The sequence below is a fragment of the Isoptericola luteus genome (genome assembly GCF_020297055.1).
Taxonomy (GTDB): Bacteria; Actinomycetota; Actinomycetes; order Actinomycetales; family Cellulomonadaceae; genus Isoptericola; species Isoptericola luteus.
In genome coordinates, this window is record NZ_JAIXCQ010000001.1 from 161242 (window position 1) to 182754 (window position 21513).

20 protein-coding genes are annotated in these 21513 nt (G+C 73.8%); 12 read left to right on the forward strand and 8 right to left on the reverse strand.

The features are described from left to right. Positions 1-40: 40 nt before the first annotated feature. Positions 41-703 carry an MOSC domain-containing protein gene (locus LEP48_RS00770; protein WP_225563607.1) on the forward strand — a complete coding sequence of 221 codons (663 nt, stop codon included), beginning with the start codon at positions 41-43 and terminating at the stop codon, positions 701-703. A 15-nt stretch (positions 704-718) separates the two neighbouring features. Here the strand turns inward: LEP48_RS00770 and LEP48_RS00775 are convergent, their stop codons facing one another. Next, positions 719-1825: a hypothetical protein gene (locus LEP48_RS00775; protein WP_225563608.1), complete on the reverse strand. Its 1107-nt coding sequence runs from the start codon at positions 1823-1825 to the stop codon at positions 719-721. A 755-nt stretch (positions 1826-2580) separates the two neighbouring features. Here LEP48_RS00775 and LEP48_RS00780 point away from each other — a divergent pair. Continuing rightward, on the forward strand, positions 2581-3999 hold the full coding sequence (locus tag LEP48_RS00780; protein ID WP_225563609.1) for an HNH endonuclease signature motif containing protein: 1419 nt from the start codon (positions 2581-2583) through the stop codon (positions 3997-3999). A gap of 98 nt (positions 4000-4097) precedes the next feature. Here the strand turns inward: LEP48_RS00780 and LEP48_RS00785 are convergent, their stop codons facing one another. Beyond that, positions 4098-4631 carry a PH domain-containing protein gene (locus LEP48_RS00785; protein ID WP_225563610.1) on the reverse strand — a complete coding sequence of 178 codons (534 nt, stop codon included), beginning with the start codon at positions 4629-4631 and terminating at the stop codon, positions 4098-4100. 40 nt (positions 4632-4671) lie between these two features. After that, entirely contained in the window at positions 4672-5310 is a 639-nt protein-coding gene (locus LEP48_RS00790; protein ID WP_225563611.1) for a histidine phosphatase family protein, read from the reverse strand. A gap of 141 nt (positions 5311-5451) precedes the next feature. Here LEP48_RS00790 and LEP48_RS00795 point away from each other — a divergent pair, with 141 nt between their 5' ends. The 4 genes from LEP48_RS00795 (at position 5452) to LEP48_RS00810 (ending at position 8555) form a co-directional block, all read left to right on the forward strand. Continuing rightward, the gene (locus LEP48_RS00795) at positions 5452-5922 is read left to right on the forward strand and encodes an NfeD family protein (protein ID WP_225563612.1); all 471 of its coding nucleotides are present in this window, start codon (positions 5452-5454) and stop codon (positions 5920-5922) included. Between the two features lie 80 nt (positions 5923-6002). After that, positions 6003-7481: a flotillin family protein gene (locus LEP48_RS00800; protein ID WP_225563613.1), complete on the forward strand. Its 1479-nt coding sequence runs from the start codon at positions 6003-6005 to the stop codon at positions 7479-7481. A gap of 77 nt (positions 7482-7558) precedes the next feature. Beyond that, entirely contained in the window at positions 7559-8227 is a 669-nt protein-coding gene (locus LEP48_RS00805) for a DsbA family oxidoreductase (RefSeq protein ID WP_225563614.1), read from the forward strand. A gap of 148 nt (positions 8228-8375) precedes the next feature. Beyond that, positions 8376-8555 carry a hypothetical protein gene (locus tag LEP48_RS00810; protein ID WP_225563615.1) on the forward strand — a complete coding sequence of 60 codons (180 nt, stop codon included), beginning with the start codon at positions 8376-8378 and terminating at the stop codon, positions 8553-8555. 31 nt (positions 8556-8586) lie between these two features. On the opposite strand, the gene LEP48_RS00815 is transcribed toward LEP48_RS00810, so the two are convergent. Continuing rightward, positions 8587-9516 (reverse strand): DNA-3-methyladenine glycosylase family protein, encoded by a 930-nt coding sequence (locus LEP48_RS00815; protein WP_225563616.1) that lies wholly within the window; start codon positions 9514-9516, stop codon positions 8587-8589. Beyond that, entirely contained in the window at positions 9509-10093 is a 585-nt protein-coding gene (locus LEP48_RS00820; protein WP_225563617.1) for a ribonuclease H family protein, read from the reverse strand. The genes LEP48_RS00815 and LEP48_RS00820 overlap by 8 nt, the downstream gene beginning before the upstream one ends. A 191-nt stretch (positions 10094-10284) precedes the next feature. Between LEP48_RS00820 and LEP48_RS00825 the strand changes: the two genes are divergently transcribed. From LEP48_RS00825 to LEP48_RS00840, 4 genes are all read left to right on the forward strand, one after another. Further along, positions 10285-11412, forward strand: a complete 1128-nt coding sequence (locus tag LEP48_RS00825; protein ID WP_225563618.1) for a VIT1/CCC1 transporter family protein — start codon at positions 10285-10287, stop codon at positions 11410-11412. 103 nt (positions 11413-11515) lie between these two features. Beyond that, positions 11516-12826 carry a hypothetical protein gene (locus tag LEP48_RS00830; protein ID WP_225563619.1) on the forward strand — a complete coding sequence of 437 codons (1311 nt, stop codon included), beginning with the start codon at positions 11516-11518 and terminating at the stop codon, positions 12824-12826. Positions 12827-12904: 78 nt separating this feature from the next. Further along, positions 12905-14605 carry a hypothetical protein gene (locus LEP48_RS00835; protein WP_225563620.1) on the forward strand — a complete coding sequence of 567 codons (1701 nt, stop codon included), beginning with the start codon at positions 12905-12907 and terminating at the stop codon, positions 14603-14605. A 195-nt stretch (positions 14606-14800) separates the two neighbouring features. After that, the gene (locus LEP48_RS00840; RefSeq protein WP_225563621.1) at positions 14801-16126 is read left to right on the forward strand and encodes an MFS transporter; all 1326 of its coding nucleotides are present in this window, start codon (positions 14801-14803) and stop codon (positions 16124-16126) included. A 47-nt stretch (positions 16127-16173) separates the two neighbouring features. Here the strand turns inward: LEP48_RS00840 and LEP48_RS00845 are convergent, their stop codons facing one another. Continuing rightward, positions 16174-17439: an MFS transporter gene (locus tag LEP48_RS00845; RefSeq protein WP_225563622.1), complete on the reverse strand. Its 1266-nt coding sequence runs from the start codon at positions 17437-17439 to the stop codon at positions 16174-16176. 57 nt (positions 17440-17496) lie between these two features. On the opposite strand from LEP48_RS00845, the gene LEP48_RS00850 reads away from it, so the two are divergent. Further along, on the forward strand, positions 17497-17805 hold the full coding sequence (locus LEP48_RS00850) for a GNAT family N-acetyltransferase (RefSeq protein ID WP_225563623.1): 309 nt from the start codon (positions 17497-17499) through the stop codon (positions 17803-17805). 18 nt (positions 17806-17823) lie between these two features. Here LEP48_RS00850 and pgm read toward each other — a convergent pair whose 3' ends face one another. Beyond that, positions 17824-19512 (reverse strand): phosphoglucomutase (alpha-D-glucose-1,6-bisphosphate-dependent), encoded by a 1689-nt coding sequence (gene pgm / locus LEP48_RS00855; protein WP_225563624.1) that lies wholly within the window; start codon positions 19510-19512, stop codon positions 17824-17826. Positions 19513-19547: 35 nt separating this feature from the next. Between pgm and LEP48_RS00860 the strand changes: the two genes are divergently transcribed. Beyond that, complete coding sequence (locus LEP48_RS00860) at positions 19548-19880, forward strand: rhodanese-like domain-containing protein (protein WP_225563625.1); 333 nt, start codon at positions 19548-19550, stop codon at positions 19878-19880. A 4-nt stretch (positions 19881-19884) separates the two neighbouring features. Here LEP48_RS00860 and LEP48_RS00865 read toward each other — a convergent pair whose 3' ends face one another. Continuing rightward, entirely contained in the window at positions 19885-21480 is a 1596-nt protein-coding gene (locus LEP48_RS00865; protein ID WP_225563626.1) for a Na+/H+ antiporter NhaC family protein, read from the reverse strand. Positions 21481-21513: the final 33 nt, after the last annotated feature.

The following is a 21513-nucleotide window of genomic DNA, read 5'->3' on the forward strand; positions in this document are numbered from 1 at the left end:
GGGTGCCCCGGCGGCCCGGCGTGGTGGGAGGATACGGCCCATGGCTGACCTCCTCGCCGTGTGCCGTGTTTACCGGCTCCTGCCCGACGCCGGCACGGTGGGCGTCACCGCCATCGACAAGCGGCCCGTCGGGGGACCGGTGAAGGTCACGCCCTACGGCCTGTACGCCGACGTCCAGGCGGACCGGCGTGACCACGGCGGGCTGGACCAGGCGGTGTACGCGTACGCGCAGGAGGACGCCGAGGTGTGGGGCGCCGAGCTCGGGTACGACGTCGTCCCGGGACTGTTCGGGGAGAACCTGCGCACCCGCGGCGTGGACGTCAACGGCGCGGTGATCGGCGAGCGGTGGCGCATCGGGTCCGCGCTGCTCGAGGTGACGCAGCCGCGCACGCCGTGCCAGACGTTCGCGCGGCACCTGAAGTCGCCGCCGCGCTGGGTGCGCCGCTTCACGGAGGCCAACCGGACTGGCGCCTATCTGCGCGTCGTCGAGAAGGGGTCGCTCTCGGCGGGGGACGCCGTCGACGTCGTGGAGCGGCCCGCGCACGGCGTGACCGTCGCCGGGTGGTTCGGGGCATGGAGCGGGCTCGACGGGGCACCGCACCCCGTCGAACCCGCCCGCCTGCTGCTCGCCGCGCACGACGCGGGGCAGGTCCGCCTGAGCAAGGACATGCACTCGCGCGCACGGGGCGCCGTCCAGGCCTGACCCCGCTGCGGGGCGTCAGTGGACGCCCGCCCGGTGGCCGGCGTAGCCCCACACGGCGAGCGCCAGCGCGGGACCCCAGAACCACGCGGGGAAGATCAGCGCCGCCGTCACGCCGAACTCGAGGAGCAGCGGGATCGCGGCACCGCAGAGCATGACGGCGACGGCCCCGCCGGGGACGATCGCGGCGGCGGGCGGCACCGGCTGCCCGGCGCGGCGCGGGAACCAGCGCGGGAACCGCTCGCCCCACGGCAGGATCAGGCCGAGCGTGAGGATGATGCCCAGCCAGGCGCCGGACGACAGCGACAGTCCTTGGATCTTGACGGCGAGCGGGACGCCCTCGCCGCCGAACTGGGGCCACGGCGTGAGCCAGGTGAGCCGGGCGAGCGCGTACGGCAGCGGGCCGAGCGCGGCGATGACGGTGAACGTCTTGCGGTGGCGCGTCACCCACGCGGTCGCGTGCCGCAGCGAGCCGCGGCGCCAGGCGCCCACGGCGGCCAGCCCGGCCCAGACGATCGCCGTGGCGAGCGGGAGCAGCACCGCGAGGAGCTCCCAGCGCTCGCGGACGAACCCGCTCATGACGCCGCCGAGCTGAATGGCGAACGCGTCCCGGGCGACGACGATCCCGACGACGGCGAGCACGCCTGCCACGGCGATCGGGATCCGCCACGCGGGACGGGTGCGGAACACCTGCACCGCCGCCCACACGGTGAGCACGGGGACCGCCAGCGCGACGAGGTATCCGGAGACGCTGAGCGTCGACATGCTCTGGGCCAGGATCCCGAGTCCGAGGACCTGGACGCCGGCGACGGTCGTGACGAGACGGCCGGTACCGCGTCCCGTCCTGCCGTCCGTGGGCCGGGCGAGCGCCACGGCGGCGCCCGCGACGCCGACGAGGCCCACCGCCAGCAGGACCCAGGTGAGGACCGGGCCGCTGAGGAAGTTCCGGCCGAGCGTGGTGGCGCCCTCGAGGAACGGGTTGACCTCGGGGCGGGCGAGGAGGAGCCCGAGCAGCGCCGTCGTGGCGGCCGACGTCCCGAGGGCGGCGGCGCTCAGGATCCTGGTGGTCCTGGTGGTCGGTGTCGTGCGGGGTGCTGTCGTGGTCTCGGTGCGTGCCGTGGTCATGACGAGCCTCTCGTGGGGAACCGGTGTGCTCCCACGCTCGCGCTGCGAGGGTGCCGGGCACCTCCCCGGGTCGGGTGATCCGCCTCCCCCGTGCGCGGGACCCGCGGCTCTGACCGCTGGCTGGCAGCGGACTGCCGCGCGTCGTCCACAGGGCGTCGCGGACGTTGCCGGACCTGATCAGGCACGCTAGGGTCGAACACATGTTCGAAGACGCGCGGAATGGTTCGGCTGCTCCCCCAGCCGTCCCTGTGCGTGCTCGAACGTCCGGCTCCGATGCGGCCAGTGCCCCGGCCGCATCGGAGCCGGGCACGTTGCCGGCCGCAGCCGTGTCGAGCTTGCCGTCAGCCGCGACCTCCCACGCGATCTCGGCAGTGGCCGCGACCTCGACGTCGAGCACCTCGCGGGTCGAGCGCGTCCTTGCCCGTCTCCTCGATCTCGGTGACACGGCGCTCCGGTCGTTGCCTGACGGTGCGCCGCGCACGGTCCGCCCGGGTGGCCAGGACCAACGGGCGAGAGGCATGCGTCGGTGCCCCACCGTGTCGGGTCGTCGGTTCGGCTCCGTCGTGTCGCTCGCGCGGTCCACCCCGCGGTCCGAATCGGATGATCCCGTCCTCGTGCCGGGCGGGGTGCTGCTGCCGCGGGCCGCCTTGGTGCAGCGCATCGCGGACCCACTCGACTCGGACGCCTCCGACTCGGACGCACTCGACTCGGACGCACCTGGCCCCTCGCCACGCGGAGCGGCGCCGCGAGCCACTGTGGAGCAGCGAGTCGCGGCCGGGCCCGATGCTCTTACCCCGGCCCCTGTTGCCCCGGCCCCTGTTGCCCCGGCCCCTGTTGCCCCGGCCGCCGCCCTCACACTGGCGGCGCGGCTCGACGCGGCGCTGCCGGGGCCCGAGCTGGCCGAGTGGCTGGCCTCGATCGAGGTGGCAGACCTGGACGACCACACCCTCCTGGAGGTGCTCGCGGCCTGGGAGCGGGTCGCGTCGTGGGCCCAGGCCGGCTCGGCGCGGGCCCTGGCGGAGCTCCTGGAGCGGACGAACGGCACCTCGCAGCACGAGTTCGTCACCGACGGCGTCGCCTCCCGGCTCGGGCTGACGCGGGGCGCCGCCGGCCAGCACGTGGCGGTGGCGCACGGGACGTCACGCCTGCCCGAGGTCGCCAACGCACTGGCGGAGGGCGTCGTCGACCGGCGCAAGGCGGAGGCGCTGATCTCGGCGGGACGCCTCCCCGACGAGCAGCGGCGTACCGCCGTCCGCGACCTGCTTCCCAAGGTCGAACGGCTGACCGTCCCGCAGATCCGTGCCCGGATGAAGCGTGCCGAGATCGAGATCGACCCTGGCGGCGCCGAGGAGCGGCACCAGGCGGCACGCAAGGAACGGTTCGTGCGGATCGAGCCCGTGGGCGACGCGATGGCCTACCTGACCGCCTACCTGCCCGCGGACGACGCGTCGCGGGCCTTTGCCGCCGTCGACGAGCTCGCACTCGCGGTGCGCCGCGGCCAGGGGGAGGAGCGTCGGCTCGACGAGTGCCGGGCCGACGTCCTGACCGGCCTGCTCAGCGGACGCCTGCGGGCGGGCTCAGGCGCCGCGGCCGGCTCCGACTCGCCCGGAGCGGGCGGTGGTGACACGGCGCGCGGGCGCGGTGCCGACGGCCCGGTCACCCGGGGCCGGCGGGGTGGCGTACAGGTGAGCGTCGCGGCGTCGACGCTGCTGGGTACGGACGACCTGCCCGCGACGCTCGCGAGGTACGGCCCCATCCCCGCCGGGATGGCCCGTGCTCTGGCGAGCGACCCGGACGCCGTGTGGCAGCGCATCTTCACCGACCCGGGGAGCGGCGTGCTGACCGACGTCTCGTCGCGGTCGTACCGGCCGAGCCCGAGCCTGCGCGCCGCGGTGGCCGCCCGTGACGTGACCTGCACGTTCCCGGGCTGCCGGGTGCCGGCGTCGGGGTGCGACCTCGACCACGTCGAACCGTACGACCCGTCGGTGGGCGGCCCCCAGACCCGGGGCGACAACCTGCACGCGCTGTGCCGCACCCATCACCGGGCAAAGACTGTCGGCGGCTGGCGGGTCGGCCGGGATCCCGCGACGGGCGTGACGCGTTGGACAGCGCCGACCGGTCACCGGTACGACCGACCGCCCGACACGCCGCCCGGATCCCACCGGCGTCAGTAACCCGCGTCAGTAACCCGCGCCAGTAACCCGCGCCAGTAACCCGCGCCAGCAACGTCGCAGCCAGTGGTGAAACCCCGCAGCCCGCTCACAGCAAGAACTCAGCGGCGGGGCCCCCGCGGCGGCTCGGTCGGCGGGAACTCGCCGTCGTCGGAACCGTCGTCGTGGGCGTGCAGCAGCTCCTGGAGCTGCACGTGCACGTCGTCGACGCGCGGCACGTCGTGCAGCACCATGCCCGCCTTCTCGGTCGCGTCGGAGACGACGAGGGTGCCGCACCCGAGGATCCGGTCGACGAGGTCCTTCTCGAGGGCGATGTCGTTGACGCGGTACAGCGGGATGTCCCGGCCGGTGCGGGTGATCAGGCCGGTGCGCATCGCGATGCGCCGGTTGGTCACGGAGTACGACGAGGAGTGCCAGCGCGCCCACGGCAGGATCACCCAGACGACGGCGACGAGAGCCAGCACGCCGAGCGCGATCCAGCGCACGACGTCGGCGACGGGCACCAGGAACGACGCGGCCCCGCCGGCCAGCAGCACGAGCAGCAGGACGAAGGGCCACAGGAGGGCCTTGGGGTGCTCCCGCAGCTCCATGACAATGCGCTCACCCGTGGTGAGATCCTGCTCGTTCAGCGCCATGGCGCACATGGTGCCAGAACGTGACACCGCTGCGTGCACGTCAGACGGTGGGCGGAAGGTTCCAGCCCTCGATGGTGCGCAGGCCGTGCCCGTAGCCGAGCAGGCAGATCGCCGCGGTGCCCAGCTCGAGCCGTGAGCCGTAGCGGGGCTCGACGCCGAGCCAGGCGGTCGCGAGCACGCGCAGCAGGTGCCCGTGGGCGACGGCGAGCACGTTCCCGCCGTCGTTCAGCGTCACGTCGGCACGCTCCACGAAGCGGCGCGCGCGGGCGGACACCTCCTCGAGCCGCTCGCCTGGGCGGCCCTCGCCGTGCTCGTCGTCGGGCGGCAGCACCTGGACGCCGTCGTCGAAGATCTGGAAGTCGCGCCCGAGGATCGTCCCGACCTCGGCGGACGTGCGGCCGTCGACCGGGCCGTAGTCCCACTCGGCCAGGTCCGGGTCGACGACGGCGTCCGGGTGGCCGGCGAGCGCGGCGGTCCGCACGGCCCGTCGGAGGGGAGAGGTGTAGACCGCGCCGAACTCCAGGGCAGCGATCGCCCGGCCGGCGACGCCGGCCTGTTCCTCGCCGGCAGCGGTGAGCTCGAGGTCGGTGCGACCGGTGTGCTGCCCGCTGGCGCTCCACTCGGTCTCCCCGTGACGCAGGAGCACGAGCTGTGGGTCCTTGCTCGGCTGGAGTGGCATCACTGCATGATCGCGCACCCGGGGCGAAGTGGCAGGTCGGGCGGTGGATGACCGCACCGTCGCGACCGCCCGGTCCGCTAGGGTGGACGCGCTCACACTTTGGTCACGTTCTCGCCAAGGCATCGTCACAGGGAGTCACACGTGCTCGTCTTCATCCTCATCGGCGCTGCCGGGATGCTCCTGCTCCTCGTCTCGCTGATCGTGGGGGACCTCATCGACCTGGGGGACGGCGCCGTCTCCAGCACCTCGCTCGGCGTCGGCGGCGTCGTCTTCGGCGCGGTCGGCACCATCGTGGTCGCGAACGGCGGGCCGGTCTGGCTGGCCTACGCGGTCTCGGCCGTCGTCGGAATCCTTGCGGTGCTGCTGGCCCAGGCGCTGGTCCGCCGCCTCACCGCGTCGGAGGACGGCGTGAGCGTCTCCCTCGTGGGGGTGCAGGGCACGGCGACCACCGACATCACCCCGACGTCGGGCGAGGTCGCCCTCGACGCCGCGAGCGAGCTCGAGCGCCGGCTCGCCCGTGCCGACGAGCCGATCCCCGCCGGCGCCCGCGTGGTCGTCGTCGAGCACTTCGGCAGCACCGTCCGCGTCGGGCCGTTCGCGCCGACGCGCTGAGCCGGCCCCGGCACCGCCTGCCGCACGACCCCTGAACCGCACGTCCCGCGACCGGAAGGAGCCGCGCCCCGGCGCGCACCATGTTCGACACCTCTGACAGCAGCTTCATCACTACCATCGCGGTCGTCGCCCTCGTGGTGGCGTTCCTCGCGGTGGGCATCTTCGTCGCCCAGCGCATCCGCCGGGTCCCGCCGAACCAGGCCCTCGTCATCGTCGGCCGTGGTGCGGGGCGCAAGGAGTCTTCCGCGTCGGGCCAGAAGGTCGTCATCGGCGGCCGCACGTTCGTCTGGCCGGTCCTGCAGCAGGGCTTCGCGATCTCGCTCGAGCAGCGCCAGATCGGCATCACGGTCGAGGGCGTCGACAAGAACCGCATCAAGATCGCCATCAAGGCGTCGATCAACTTCAAGGTGCGGGGCGACGACGAGGGCGTGCGCCGGGCGGCGCAGCGATTCCTGTCGCAGCAGGAGATGCTCACCGAGATCATCAAGGAGTCCCTCGAGGGCTCGCTGCGCTCCATCGTCGGCGACATGACGATCGAGCAGATCATCTCCGACCGCAAGGGCCTGTCCGACCGGGTCGTGCAGTCCACCAAGACGGACCTCGCCGAGCAGGGTCTGCAGGTCGACCTGCTCAACATCTCCGACATCTCCACGCCCGGGTCGGCGTACCTCGCGAACCTGGGTCGCGCCGAGGGTGCCCGTGCGCTGCAGGTCGCCGAGGTCTCCGAGGCCGAGGCCCGTCGGGTGTCGGAGTTCGCCGTCATCGAGGCGGCCGAGCAGATCGCGGAGCGTCAGAAGGCGCTCGACCTCAAGAAGGCCGTCATCAAGGCGGACACCGACCGGGCGAACGCCGAGGCGGACGCCGCCGGCCAGCTCGCCCGCGCGGAGCAGGACCGCCTCGTGGCACAGCAGGAGCGCGAGGCTCTTGCCGAGAAGGCGCGCGTCACCCAGGAGCGCCTCGACATCGAGGTGCGCAAGCCGGCCGAGGCCAAGGCCTACGCCGAGGTCCAGGAGGCGAACGCCCGTCGTGACGCGGCGAACGCCGCCACCGAGGCCGACGCCTACAAGCGCACCACGATCGCCGAGGCGAACAAGAAGGCCGCGATGCAGGACGCCGAGGCCTCGGCCGAGGCCGTGCGTCGTGCCGGTGAGGCCGACCGTGACCGCCAGATCGCCCTCGCGGCCGGTATCCGGGCCGAGGGTGAGGCCCGAGCGGCCGCGACGGAGGCCGAGGGGCGCGCGGAGGCAGTGGCCACCGACGCCAAGGCAGAGGCGCTCAAGAAGTACGGCGAGGCCGCGCTCGTGCAGGAGCTCATCGAGCGCCTGCCCGACATCGTGCGTGCCGCAGCGGAGCCGATCGGTGCGATCCAGGGCATGACGGTCGTCTCGACAGACGGTGCCTCGGCGATCACCAAGAACGTCGCATCCGTCCTCAGTGAGGGCCAGGGTGTGATCAAGCAGCTCACCGGCGTCGACATCAACCAGCTCATCGCCGGGATCGCCGGGAGCCAGCTCCCCGGGAAGGACGCCGGGGTGAACGAGGCCGCACCGCTCAACTGAGCCGTCGGCTCGACCGTACGACGCACGTCACGCCCCGTCGTGGGAATCCCTTCCCGCGGCGGGGCGTTCGGCTGGGCATGACGACTCTGAAGGTCGACGTCTGGTCGGACGTCGCGTGCCCCTGGTGCTACATCGGCAAGCGCCGCTTCGAGTCCGCGCTGGAGCGGATGGCGGAGCGGGACGGCTCGGCACCGGAGGTGACGATCGAGTACCACTCGTTCGAGCTGTCGCCCGACACGCCCGTCGACTTCGAGGGCACGGCGACGGAGTTCCTCGCCGACCACAAGGGGATCCCGCTGGCCACGGCCCAGCAGATGCAGGACCAGGTGACCGCGCTCGCCGCTGCCGAGGGCCTCACCTACCGCATGGACGACGTCCGGCACACCAAGACGCTCAAGGCGCACGAGCTCCTGCACGTCGCGAAGGCGTTCGGCAAGCAGTCCGAGATGAAGGAGCGGCTGCTGCGCGCGTACTTCACCGAGGGCCGGCACGTGGGCCGGGTCGACGACCTCGCCGACCTCGCCGCGGACATCGGGCTGGAGCGGGAGGCCGTGCGCACGGCCCTCGAGACGGGTGCCTACGCCGAGGCGGTCGCCGACGACATTGCGCGCGCCCGGGCTTTCGGCATCAACGGCGTCCCGTTCTTCGTGCTCGACGGGCGCTACGGCGTCTCCGGTGCGCAGGACCCGGCGGTCTTCGTCCAGGTCCTCGACCAGGTGCTCGCGGAGCAGGGCGCCGACGTGTGATCGGGTGCGTGCCGCATCTCACAGCACCTCCCCTCGCATTGCGAGACGGAGTCGCACAAGATGGGGAGATTCCGTCTCGCAACGCTGCGACGGACCGACATCGGGCGCGCCGGCACCGTCGCTGAGCACCCATCGTGGAGGAGAGAGCATGAACGACGTCACCGAGAGCGCGTACCGCTCCATCGCCAACCCGCGCCGCACCACCCTCATGTCCACGAGCGCGGCAGAGGCCGCCGAGCCCCACCGCGCCACGGACGACAACCGCCTGCAGATGCTCACCGACGACGGCGGCGTGTGCGTCGACGGGTCCTGCGCGCTCCCGGAGTGACGGCACCCCAGGGAGTCCGAAGGCCCGGTAGTCAGAGCCCTCGGTAGTCGGGGATCGGCAGCCGTGGCCCGCGCCGTGGCGCCTGGGCCCGGCGGTCCAGGAACAGCAGCCGCACCACGCGGTGCCGGTGAGGTGCGTACGGTGCCAGGAGCTCGAGCATCCCGGCGTCGTCCGTACGCTCGCCTGTGAGCGCCCAGCCCACCGCCGCGGCGAGGTGGAAGTCGCCGACGGAGACCGCGTCGGCGTCGCCGAGCGCACGCTGCGCGACCTCGGCCGAGGTCCACTCACCGATCCCCGGCACGGCCTCGAGCCGCGCCCGTGCCTCGGCGCCGGGGAGCGTCGCGGTCTCCTCGAGCCTGGCCGCCACGCGCGCGCAGCGGGCCACGGTCGCCGCGCGCCGCGGATCCACGCCTGCCCGGTGCCACTCCCAGACGGGCAGCGCCGCCCAGGTGCGGGCGTCCGGAACGACCCGCAGCCCGGCGGGCGCAGGCCCGGGCGCCGCGCTCCCGCGCCGCAGCACCAGATGACGCCACGCGCGGTGCGCGGTGACGACCTGCACCTTCTGCTCCAGCACGGCCGGCACCAGGGCCTCCATCACCCGCCCGCTGCGGGTGATCCGCAACCCGACGGCACGGCGTGCCGCCGCCTGAGCCTGCGGCGGGGCCACGAACCCGTCGGTGGAGTCGTCCTCGCCGAGCAGCTGCGGCAGCCGGTCGGCTGCCTCGCGTGCGCCCGGACCCCACTGCTGGACGACGACCGACCGCTCGCCGTCGGCGACGAACCGCTGGGTGGCGGGGCCGCTGGGTAGCAGCGTCGTGCGCCAGACGGCGCCGTCGGTGGTGCGGGTGAAGGTGGGGTCGCCGACGCCGTGCCGTAGCGGGGCCAGCGTGGGCCCCAGGTCCAGCGGCCGATCGCTGAGGTGCCGGACCGTGAGGGCGTCTGCGGAACGGATCTCAGTCAAAGAGGGTGCCGAGCTCCCAGCCCGAGTCGGCTCGCGCGCCCACCGGCTCGCGGGGCGGGCGCGCTGCCCCCGGGACGGCAGCCGACCCGGCTCCGCCGTCAGAGTCCTCCGGTGCGACGAGCAGCTCTCCCACGCCACCTCGCCCGGCGGCCCAGTCCTGTGCGGCGAGCCCGGCGAGCTGGTCCGCCCGCTCGTTGAACGGGTTGCCGACGTGCCCGCGCACCCAGCGGAACCGCACCGGACCGCCCCGGTGGGCGATGGCCCGGTCGATGGCCTGGACGAGGTCCAGGTTCTTCACGGCGCCGCCGGACGCGGTGCGCCAGCCCTTGCGCTTCCAGCCCTCGAGCCACTCCGAAGCACACCGGATGGCGTACTGCGAGTCGGACTCGATGAGCAGCGGTTCGTCGCCCGGGTGGGCCTCGATGGCGCGCAGGAGCGCGGTGAGCTCGGCTATCTGGTTGGTGCCCGACACGGCCCCGCCGGAGTCGAACCGGCCGCCGTCGTGGGCGATCCACGCCCAGCCGATCGCGCCGCCCGGGTTGCGTAGGCAGGAGCCGTCGGTGCTGACAATGATCACGTCGGTGTCCCTCGGTATCCCGATGTGTGCACCCGGAGCGCCCCGGGTGTCGGCCCTATTGTGCACCGAGCCTGGGACACGACCTACGCGCCCCCGGCTTCGGCCGTCCGAATCCCCCCGCACCGACGGCCGGAAGTGGGCACGGCGCGGTGCACAACCCGTCGTGGGCGCGGTGACGCCATCATGAGAACGTGCAGCCACCCCACCCCGACGAACCCGGCGACCCGGCGCCGTCGCTCGCCCGGAACCCCGCCGACCTGCGTCGCTGGCGGCGCCATCTCGCCGACGAGCGCGCGGAGGCGGCGACGTACCGCGACCTCGCGCGTCGCCGCACCGGGGAGGAGCGGGAGATCCTGCTTGCTCTGGCGGACGCGGAGAAGCGGCACGAGCAGCACTGGCTCGACCTGCTCGGCGACGACGTCGGCCGGCCGCTCCCCGGAGACCTCCGTACCCGCATGCTCGGCCTCCTCGCCCGCCGGTTCGGCGGCGTGTTCGTGCTGGCTCTCGCACAGCGTGCGGAGGCCCGCTCGACGTACGACCGCGAGGAGTTCGCCACCGCGAGGATGGCGGCGGACGAGCAGATCCACGAGGAGGTGGTGCGCGGGCTCGCGACCCGCGGCCGCAACAGGATGTCCGGCATGTTCCGCGCTGCCGTCTTCGGCGCGAACGACGGGCTCGTCTCGAACCTCGCGCTCGTCCTGGGCATCGGCGCGTCCGGGGTGTCGTCCCAGACCGTGCTGCTCACCGGGGTCGCCGGGCTCCTCGCCGGCGCGCTGTCCATGGGTGCGGGCGAGTTCGTGTCCGTGCGGTCCCAGCGCGAGCTGCTCGAGGCCTCCGACCCCGACCCGAAGAGCGCCCAGGCGCTGCCCCACCTCGACGTCGACGCCAACGAGCTCGCCCTCGTGTACCGGGCACGAGGCATGGACCAGGACGCCGCCCAGGCCCGGGCCGACGGGGTGCTGGCGCGGCTCGCGGTCACCGAGGGCCTGACGTCGGGGTCGCTGGACCACGAGGAGTCGCCGGCGGACGACCGCGAGACGCACGGGACCGCCTGGGGCGCCGCCGTCTCCAGCTTCTGCTTCTTCGCGTCGGGGGCGATCATCCCCGTGCTGCCGTACCTGTTCGGGCTGACGGGCGCCCAGGCGATCGCCGTGGCCGCCGGCCTCGTCGGTGTGTCTTTGCTGATCACGGGTGCGGTCACCGGGCTGCTGTCGGGCACGTCGCCGCTGACGCGCGCGCTGCGGCAGCTCGCCATCGGCTTCGGCGCCGCGGCGATCACCTACCTCCTCGGCCTGGCGTTCGGCACCACCCTCGCCTGACCTCGCCCGGAGCGTGTGCGCTTGCGCGACGATTGCTCGGGCACCACGCTAGGGGGTGAGCCGTCGCCCAGGGCGACGGCGGAGCACGACGCAAGGAGGCAGCGTGACGCACAGCGACGCCGGACCGCCGGAAGCCGGACGCTTCCGCCGGTGGGCGCTGCGTGCCGCAGGCGCGGCCCTCGGGACGCTGGGCGGCCTCGCCCTCGGCGCCGGCCTGGCCTCCGCCGACGACGGCTCCGACGGGACCTCGGAGCGCAGCCGTGACGGTGTCGTGAGCTCCCTGGTGGAGCACGTCGCCGCCGACGTCCTGGATCCCGTGGCCCAGGGAGTGGGGAAGACGGTCGAGAAGGTCGTCACCGAACCCGTCGAGAAGGTCACCCAGCGGGTGCAGAAGGCGGCGGAGCCGGCCGAGAAGCCCGCGGAGACCGCTGAGCAGCCCGCCGAGAAGCCCGCCGAGCAGCCCGCTGAGCAGCCCGCCGAGAAGTCCGTCGAGAAGTCGACGATGCCTGTCGAGAAGGTCGTCGAGAAGTCGACGAAGCCCGTCGAGAAGGTCGTCGAGAAGGTGGCCGAGCCGGTGCAGCGGGTCACCGAGAAGGTGGCGGAGCCGGTGGAGCGGGTGACGAAGCCCGTCGAGCAGGTGCTGGCCCCCGTCGAGGACGTGCTGGACCCCGTCGTCGAGCCCGTCACCCGGGTCACGGACCCGGTCCTGGCGCCGGTGGGTGACGTGGTGCGGGAGGTCACCCGCCCGCTCACCCCCGTCACCGGCGCGGTGGGGAAGATCCTCGAGCCCGTCGTCGACGTGGCAGCGCCGGTGCTGGACGTGACCCGTCCTGTGCTGGACGTGGCGCGTCCCGTCCTCGACCCCGTGGTGCGTACGGTCGGCCCGGTGACCCAGGTGCTCGATCCCGTGGTCGCACCGGTCCTCGGTGCCGTCGACCCGGTGACCGCGCCCGTGGTGGCGACAGTGACGCCTGCGGGAACACCGGGGGTGACCCCTGCCCTCGCTGCCGAGCGAGCAACGCCTGGGGAGCAGCCTGTCGTGCGTGCCGCACCGGCGGAGCCGGCAGCGCCGACCGCGCGCGCCGGGCATGCGACGCCCTCGCTGCCCTCCCCGACCTCGCCGTCATCCGTCGAGACGGCACCTCCCTTCGCCGGGAGCGTCCCGGACCAGGCCGAACGTGCCGAGGACTCCGCGGCCTCGCCTCGCGGCGACGCGGACGGCGCGCCGACCGGGCCGGTCGCGAACGCCGTCGGCTCGTCGTCGTCGCTCTCGCGCGGCGGCGCGGGCTCTGACGTGGCGGCCGTGGTCGCGGACGCATCGCGCGCCGGCCAGTGGCTCCGGGCGGGCTCCGCCCCGGGGCACCAGGCCGATCTTCCGTCGATCGTCGACGACATCCCCGTCTCTCCTGCCTGAGGTGGCTCCGTCGCGCCGCGCGCGACGAGCTGGGAGCGGTATCTGCCGCCCCGTTCCACCTCAGACAGGAGAACTCTCATGCACACCTACGTTCGGCGCGCGCTGCGCACAGCGCTCGTCACGGGCGGCCTCGTGGTCGCCGGGGCCGGGATGGCCCATGCTGCGGAGGGCGACGTGGATCGCCCCGTCGTCGACCTCACGGTCGGCGAGGACACGTCCGTCGACCTCAATCTGAGCGAGGTCACCGAAGAGGCTTCGGACGCCGAGCTCGACACCCCGGTCGACCTGCCCGAGGTCGACACGGCGCCGGTCGAGAAGGTCGTCGACGCCGCCGTCGGAGCCGAGGGCGTGGTGGACGACGTCGCCGGGACGGACGAGCCCTCCGGCACGACGACCGACGACCTGGTCGACACCGTCGCGCAGGACGTCGGCGACACCGTCGCGGACGTGCAGGCCGGTGACGTCGAGGCCGTGGTCGCCGACGTCGTGGCCGACGACGGGATCGTCGACGACGCCGTCGAGGACGGCGCTGCGGACGCGGTCGAGGACGGCGCAGCCGACGCCGTCGCCGACGGTGCCGGCGCCGGTGAGGCTCTGGACCAGACGGTCGAGGAGGTGTCGGACACCGTGTCCGAGACCGGGGCCGCCGTGGACGACGTCGCCGGCTCCGGGACCGCCGTGCAGGACACACTCGACGGGCTGGTCGGTGAGGACGGGCTGGTGGACGACGTCGTCGGGGCGGACGTGCCCGAGGACGGCGTCACCGACCGAGCGGTCGAGGCGGCGCTGGACGACGTCGAGGCGACGGTCGAAGCCCTGGCCGCGGGTGACGTCGACCAGGTCGTGGACGAGGTCGTCGCACCGGAGGGGCTCCTCGACGACGTCCTGGAGGACCAGGGCGTCGACGCCGGCGTCGCGCAGATCTCGCAGACGTCCGGGTCGTTGGACGAGCTGCTCGGCACCGGGACGGCCGTCCAGGACGTCGCGGACGCTCTTGTCGGCGCGGATGCGCCGGCGGGCACGGACGGGCTGGTCGATGACGTCGTCGGGTCGGACGTGCCCGAGGACGGTGTGAGCGACCAGGTCGTGGAGGCGGTGGTCGAGGACCTCGACGGTGCGGCCGACGTGCTCGTGGCGGGTGACCTGCAGGGGGTGACCGACGCGGTGCTGGATGACGGCGGCGTGGTCGACGACCTCCTGGAGGACCAGGGTCTGGACTCCGTGCTGCAGGACGTCGCGGACGCGACGGGGACGGAGGGTCTGGCCGGCGAGGAGGGGCTGGTCGATGACGTCGTCGGGTCGGACGTGCCCGAGGACGGTGTGAGCGACCAGGTCGTGGAGGCGGTGGTCGAGGACCTCGACGGTGCGGCCGACGCGCTCGTGGCGGGTGACCTCCCGGGCGTCTCGGACGGCGTGCTGGCTGACAGCGGGCTGGTGGACGACGTGCTGGAGAACGGCGACACGGCCGCTCCGGCGGACCCCGCCGACCCGGCGGACCCGGGCGACACCACGCCGGGCACCACGCCGGGCCCCGACGCGGGCCCCGGTGCTGACGCGTTCGTCGGGTCCGGCCCCGACGCGTTCGTGGCCACGGGCTCCGACGCGTCGGCGGGATCGCTCACCGGCACGGCAGCGACGTGGGAGACGTCGGCCGCCGGTGCGCTCGCGGCGACGGGAGCGGACCTGCGGCTGACGTGGCTCGCGCTGCTCCTGGTGCTGGTGGGAACGCCGCTGGTGCTGCGCCGTCGGGCACGAGAGGTGGTGCGCTCCACCTCCTGACAGACCCCCCACCGGAGCCGTGAACGGTTCCGGACGGGGTGGAGCGGGCACGGCCGTCGCTGGGGAGCGGAGCGGCCCGTGCCTGTCCCACCCCGGCCGGGGTCGGCGGCGGGGCAGGGCGCAGGGGGCTCGGCCGCGTCGCGCACGGCTCCGGCACGGGGCCGCTCAGGGGCACGCTCGCCTACGCTGGCGGGCGTGCCCCGCCTGATCGCCGACCTCACGCCGCTGCGGGTCTCCCCGGAGTACCGCCGGCTGTGGTGGGGCCTCGGGGTGTCGAACATCGGTACGCAGATCACGGTGGTCGCGGTGGGCCTGCAGGTGTACGCGCTCACCGGGTCCACGCTGGCGGTCGGGACGCTCGGCATCGCGGCGCTCGTGCCGCTCGTCGCGCTCGGCCTGTACGGCGGGGCGCTGGTGGACCACTACGACCGGCGCACGGTGTCGCTGCTTGCGTCGACCGTGCTGTGGCTGGTGACAGCCGGCATCGCCGCGCAGGCCTGGCTCGACGTCGGCTCGGTGAACCTGCTCTACGGGCTCGTCGCGCTGCAGTCCGCGGCGTTCGCGATCAACAACCCGGCGCGGATGGCGATCCTGCCGCGCCTGCTGGAGCCGCAGCTCATGCCCGCGGCGAACGCGCTGCAGACGCTGTCGATGAACGTGGCACTCACGGGCGGTCCGCTGCTGGGCGCCATCCTCGTGGCCCGGCTCGGGTACGAGTGGGCGTACACGCTCGACGCGCTGCTCTTCATGGTGGCGCTGTGGGCGGTGTGGCGGCTGCCCCATCTTCCGCCCGAGCCCGTCGACGGCACGGGCGGCGCCGACGGTACCGACGGGGCGGGGCCGGTCGCGCGACGCCGCGTGGTCGGCCTGTCCTCCGTGCTGGACGGGCTGCGCTACCTCGCGACGCGGCCCAACGTGCGCACCACGTTCCTCGTGGACCTCGCGGCGATGGTGCTCGCGTTCCCCCGGGTGCTGTGGCCAGCGGCGGGCGCGCTCTACCTGGGCGGTGGCGAGACGACGACGGGCGTGCTGGCGGCCGGGTTCGCCGTCGGCGGCATCCTCGCCAGCGTGTTCTCCGGCGGGCTGGTCCGCGTGCGCTGGCAGGGACGCATCATCGTCTGGGCGATCACGTCGTGGGGGCTGTGCGTCGCGGCATTCGGTGCCGTGCTCGTGCTGGTGAGGCCGGGCGCCCCCGCGACGGTGCGCTGGGGCGCCGTCGTGTTGGCCGGGCTGGCGCTGCTCGCGGCGGGCGCGTCGGACGCCGTCTCGTCGGTGTTCCGGCAGTCGATCCTGCAGACCGCCACCCCAGACCACCTCCGTGGGCGGCTCCAGGGCGTGTTCATTGTCGTCGTCGCGGGCGGCCCCCGGCTGGGCGAGATGGTGCTCGGCGCGGAGGCGACGTGGTTCGGCGAGGGCTGGGCCGCCGTCGCGGGCGGGCTCGCGTGCGTGGTGGTGCTGTGGCTCGTGGTGCGCTCGCAGCCCCGCTTCTGGCGCTACGACGCCCACCACCCCGAGCCGTAGCCCGGGCCCGTCGTGGTCGTCGGGTCCATCGTGGTCGGCCCCGTCGTTCAGACCGTCGTGAGGGCGGCGTGAGGGCGCCGACGGCGCATGCTCGGCAGGGCCGCCAGCGCGAGGAGTGCGCACAGCCAGCCGCCCGACATCGTCACGAGGAAGCCTGCGTGGGAGTCCACGGCGTCCACGGCGGACCCGGCGAGCCACGACCCCAGCGAGACGCCGACGCCGAGCGCCGTGCCCACCCAGGTGAGCCCTTCGGTGAGCTGGTGGGGCGCGACCAGCGCCTGCACCAGGGCGTTGCCGTTGATGAGCGTGGGGGCGATGGCGAACCCGGCCACGAACATCACGGCACCCAGCGCCACGAGGTCCTGCACGAAGAAGAACAGCGAGACCCCGACGGCGATGCCGCCCGCCCCGATGACGAACCGGGTCGACAGGGGAGAGACCCAGTGCCTCGCGCCGTAGGCGAGGCCCGACACGAGCGAGCCGAACGCGAAGCACGCCAGCACCAGCCCGGCTCGGCCCTTGACGCCCTGCTCGTCGGCGAAGGCGACGGTCGCGACGTCGCTCGAGCCGAACATGACGCCCATGGCGACGAAGACCACCGCGAGCACCGGCATCCCCGGCATGCGGATCGCGGACCTGCCCTCGAGCGCGCGCACCTCCGGCGTCTGGACCGTGGCCACCACCTGCGCGTCGTCCGACGCCGCGACGCGCCCGGTCGCGGGCGGCTCGGTGCGCCGCTGCGCGAGGAACCACGCCGCCCCGCCGCCGCCGACGACGGCCGCGACCAGCAGGCCGCCGGAGGCCACGACGCTCGTGGCGAGCACGGTCGCGAGCACCGGGCCCACGATGAAGACCAGCTCGTCCAGCGCCGACTCGAGCGAGAACGCGGTGTGCACGCGCCGGGGCTCGGGCAGCGCGTACGACCAGCGCGCGCGGGCGAGCGACCCGTAGGAGCCCTGGCTGGCGCCGCCCACCGCGGCGCAGACCCACAGCACCCACTCGGGGGCGCCGAGCGCGGCGGCCACGACCAGGCCGAGCAGGCCGATCGTCGTCAGCACGAGCATCGGGGTCATGACGCGCGCCTGGCCGGTGCGGTCGACCAGGCGGGCGATCTGCGGTGCCACGAGCGCCTGGGCCACGACGAGCACCGCCGAGACCCGGCCGGCCATCGCGTACGAGCCGTACAGGCCCTGGACCATGAGGATCGTGCCGATCCCGATCATCGACATCGGCAGGCGCGCGAGCGTCCCTGCGGCGGAGAAGCGCAGGGCGCCCGGCACGCTCAGCACGTCGAGGTACGGGTTGCGCGGCACCCCCGGATTCTCGCACCGGGGCGGGACAACGGCGCCACGACGGGCCAGGATGGGGGCATGGCAGACACCGCAGCCGAGATCACCGTCGTCGACGACCCCGCCGGGCAGGTCTTCCGGGCCAGCCTCGCCGACGGCACCGCCGTCGGTGGTGCGTACTACGAGCGCGAGGGCGACGTCGTGACGTTCACGCACACCGAGGTGGACCCCGCGTTCGAGGGCCAGGGGATCGGGTCGCAGCTGGCCGCGGGCGCGCTCGGGCTGGTGCGCGACGCCGGCGGGCGGATCGTGCCGCTGTGCCCGTTCATCAAGAAGTACGTCGAGCGCCACCCGGAGCACGCCGACCTGCTGGCGCACCCGGCGGGTTGAGCCCCGGGCGGGGACCGCTCAGGCGTCGCCGAGGGAGCCGTCGACCAGCTCCTTGGCCGCCGCCTGCACCTCGGCGAGGTGGTCGGCGGACACGAACGACTCCGCGTAGATCTTGTACACGTCTTCCGTGCCGGACGGACGGGCGGCGAACCAGGCGTTCTCGGTGGTCACCTTGAGGCCGCCGATCTTCGCGCCGTTGCCCGGCGCCTCGGTGAGGGTCGCGGTGATCTCCTGGCCCGCGAGGGTCGTGGACGTGACCTGGTCGGGGGACAGCGCCGATAGCCTCGCCTTCTGCTCCCGCGACGCCGGGGCGTCCACGCGGGCGTACCAGGACTCGCCGTGCAGGGCGACGAGGTCGGCGTGGTGCTCCGACGGGGTGCGACCGGTGGTCGCGATGATCTCCGACGCGAGCAGGGCCAGCAGCAGCCCGTCCTTGTCGGTGGACCACACGCGGCCGTCCCGGCGCAGGAACGACGCCCCGGCGGACTCCTCCCCGCCGAACCCGACGTCGCCGGTCAGCAGGCCGGGCACGAACCACTTGAAGCCCACCGGCACCTCGACGAGCCGCCGGCCGAGGCCCGTCGCGACCCGGTCGATGAGCGCCGACGACACCAGGGTCTTGCCGATCGCCGCGTCATCGGGCCAGGCGGGCCTCGCCCCGCCGTACAGGTAGTCGATGGCGACGGCGAGGAAGTGGTTCGGGTTCATCAGGCCGCCGTCGGGCGTGACGATGCCGTGCCGGTCGGCATCCGCGTCGTTGCCCGTCGCGACGTCGAACGGTGCGGGCCCGCCGTCGCCGGTCATGCCCTCCACGAGCGACGCCATCGCGTACGGCGACGAGCAGTCCATGCGGATCTTGCCGTCCCAGTCGAGCGTCATGAACGCCCAGCGCGGGTCCACCTGCGGGTTCACGACGGTGAGGTCGAGGTCGTAGCGGTCGGCGATCGCGCCCCAGTACTCGACGGACGCGCCGCCGAGCGGGTCGGCGCCGATGCGCACCCCCGCCGCGCGGATCGCCTCCACGTCGACGACGTTCGCCAGGTCGTCGACGTACGTCGTGAGGAAGTCGTGCCGGTGCGTCGTCTCGGCGTCGAGCGCCGCCTCGAGCGAGACGCGGCGCACCGACGCGAGCCCGCCCGCGCGCAGGATCTCGTTCGCGCGGTCCGCGATCCACCCCGTCGCCTCGGACCCCGCGGGCCCGCCGTGCGGAGGGTTGTACTTGAAGCCGCCGTCGCGCGGCGGGTTGTGCGACGGCGTGACGACGATGCCGTCCGCGGCGCCCGGGCCCTCGGCGCGCACACCCTCGTCGGTGGCCGCACCGTTGTGGATGAGGATCGACTGCGAGACCGCGGGCGTCGGAGTGAACGAGTCGCGCGCGTCGACCATGACGGTGACGCCGGCTGCGGCGAGCACCTCGAGTGCCGTCTGCCACGCGGGCAGGGACAGCGCGTGCGTGTCACGGCCGATGAACAGCGGGCCGTCCGTGCCCTGCGACGCGCGGTACTCCACGATCGCCTGCGTGATCGCGGCGATGTGCGCCTCGTTGAACGCGGAGTCCAGGCTCGACCCGCGGTGGCCCGACGTCCCGAACACCACCTGCTGGGCCGGGTCGTCCGGGTCGGGCGTGAGGTCGTAGTACGCCCCCACCACCCGGTCGACGTCGATGAGGTCGGAGTCCTGGGCCGGCTGTCCCGCGCGCTCGTGCATGGGATCGATACTGCCAGGCCGCCTACCCTGGGGGCATGTTCTCGCAGCAGCCAGATGTGCCGACCCTCGACGTGCGCGACCTCGACGCGGCGGCGCCGCTCCCCGCGGGCGCGACCCTGCTGGACGTCCGCGAGCAGGACGAGTGGGACGCCGGGCACGCGGTCGGTGCGGTGCACATCCCGCTCGCCCAGCTTCCCGTGCGCTGCGCCGAGCTCGACGGGGACACGCAGATCTACGTCGTGTGCCACTCGGGCGGGCGGTCGGCGCAGGCCACGCGGTTCCTCGTGGAGGCCGTCGGGTACGACGCGGTCAACCTCGACGGCGGCATGGTCGCGTGGTCGTACCGCGGGCTGCCGATGGAGGCCTGAGGGCTCAGGCGGCGTCGGGCTCCGGCGCCTGGACGGCGGCGACCTGCGTCGTCGACGCCCGCACCACGACGGCGAACACCGCGAGCCCCGCGAGCGTGACCAGCAGGCCGACGAGCGTGCCGGCGCCGAGCGCGACCGCGACGTAGCCGAGCAGCGCGCACCCGGCCGCGACCGCGGCGTAGGGCAGCTGCGTGAGCACGTGGGTGATGACGTTGCAGCCGGCCCCGGTGGCGGACAGGATCGTCGTGTCCGAGATCGGTGAGGCATGGTCCCCCGCGACGGCGCCGGCCAGCACCGCACCCATGGCGGGCAGCAGCAGCTCGGGCGAGCTGGTGGAGGCGACGATGCCGCCCACCAGGGGCAGCAGCAGCCCGAACGAGCCCCACGACGTGCCGGTCGCGAACGCCATGGCGAGCGCGACGACGAAGACCAGCGGCACCAGCCACGCCGTCGGGATGCTCGCCCCCTCGACGAGGTCCCCGAGGTACGCCCCGGTGCCGAGCTCGTCGACCAGGGTGGCCAGCATCCAGGCGAGCACGAGGATCTCGATGGCGGGCAGCATCGAGCGCGCGCCCTCGACCCAGCCCCGGCCGAAGGTGCCGGCCGCGAACCTCGGGTTGGGCGCCGTGTACCTCAGGTAGAGCAGGGCCGCCGAGACGAGGCCCGCGATCCCTCCCCACACCAGGGCCTGCGCGGAGTCCGTCGCGGCGAGCACCTCGACGGGGTCCCAGGACCCGGAGCCGACGTGGCCGGTCCACGCGATCCCGGCGACCACGCCGAGCACCAGCAGCACGAACGGGACGACGAGGGCCCGCTTGGCCCCGGGACGGTGCACGGGCAGGTCCTCCGACAGCCGGCCCGGCAGGTCCGTGCCTTCCGCGTAGGGGCGCCCGTCGGTGACGGCACGCCGTTCCTCGCGGCGCATCGGGGCCAGGTCGAGGCCGAACAGCGCCACGAGCCAGACCAGCACCAGGGCGGCGATCGCGTAGTAGTTGGCCGCGGCGGCGCCGAGGAACGCCTCGACGCTGCCCAGGCCGAGGCCTGCGGCTGCCACGATCGGGACCATCAGCCCCATGATGTACGCGCCCCAGCTCGAGATGGGTGCGAGCACCGACACCGGGGCCGACGTCGAGTCGATGATGTACGCGAGCTTGGCGCGGGAGACCTGCTGCCGGTCGGTGACCGGGCGGCTCACCTGCCCGACGGCGAGGGCGTTGAAGTAGTCGTCGATGAAGATGATGATGCCGAGCACGGCGGGCAGCACCTGGGCACCGCGACGGCTGCGGATGCGCACCATCGCCCAGTCCGCGAACGCCTGCGTGCCGCCCGACATCATGACGAACGCCGTCGTCACCCCCAGCATCAGCAGGAACGCCAGGATGGAGACGTTCGAGGCGTTCAGTGCGCCGTCCACCCAGAAGATGCCCGCGAACGCGCCCCAGAGGAGCCGTAGCGTCTCCAGCGGCGCGAGCTCGGCGATGAGCAGGGCGGCGGCCAGCGCACCGGCGCCGAGGCTCACGAGCACCTTCTTGGTGATCACGACGAGCGCGATCGCCACCAGGGGTGGCAGGAGCACGAGCGCGGGATACGTCTCGATCACCCGGTCGATGCTACGCGCGGGTCGTGGTCGGTC

Excerpts from the sequence above, each read along its gene's own strand:
- LEP48_RS00770 (WP_225563607.1), top strand. The coding sequence starts at position 41 with ATGGCTGACCTCCTCGCCGTGTGCCGTGTTTACCGGCTCCTGCCCGAC.
- LEP48_RS00775 (WP_225563608.1), bottom strand. The coding sequence starts at position 1,825 with ATGACCACGGCACGCACCGAGACCACGACAGCACCCCGCACGACACCG.
- LEP48_RS00785 (WP_225563610.1), bottom strand. The coding sequence starts at position 4,631 with ATGGCGCTGAACGAGCAGGATCTCACCACGGGTGAGCGCATTGTCATG.
- LEP48_RS00790 (WP_225563611.1), bottom strand. The coding sequence starts at position 5,310 with ATGCCACTCCAGCCGAGCAAGGACCCACAGCTCGTGCTCCTGCGTCAC.
- LEP48_RS00800 (WP_225563613.1), top strand. The coding sequence starts at position 6,003 with ATGTTCGACACCTCTGACAGCAGCTTCATCACTACCATCGCGGTCGTC.
- LEP48_RS00805 (WP_225563614.1), top strand. The coding sequence starts at position 7,559 with ATGACGACTCTGAAGGTCGACGTCTGGTCGGACGTCGCGTGCCCCTGG.
- LEP48_RS00810 (WP_225563615.1), top strand. The coding sequence starts at position 8,376 with ATGAACGACGTCACCGAGAGCGCGTACCGCTCCATCGCCAACCCGCGC.
- LEP48_RS00835 (WP_225563620.1), top strand. The coding sequence starts at position 12,905 with ATGCACACCTACGTTCGGCGCGCGCTGCGCACAGCGCTCGTCACGGGC.
- LEP48_RS00850 (WP_225563623.1), top strand. The coding sequence starts at position 17,497 with ATGGCAGACACCGCAGCCGAGATCACCGTCGTCGACGACCCCGCCGGG.
- pgm (WP_225563624.1), bottom strand. The coding sequence starts at position 19,512 with ATGCACGAGCGCGCGGGACAGCCGGCCCAGGACTCCGACCTCATCGAC.
- LEP48_RS00860 (WP_225563625.1), top strand. The coding sequence starts at position 19,548 with ATGTTCTCGCAGCAGCCAGATGTGCCGACCCTCGACGTGCGCGACCTC.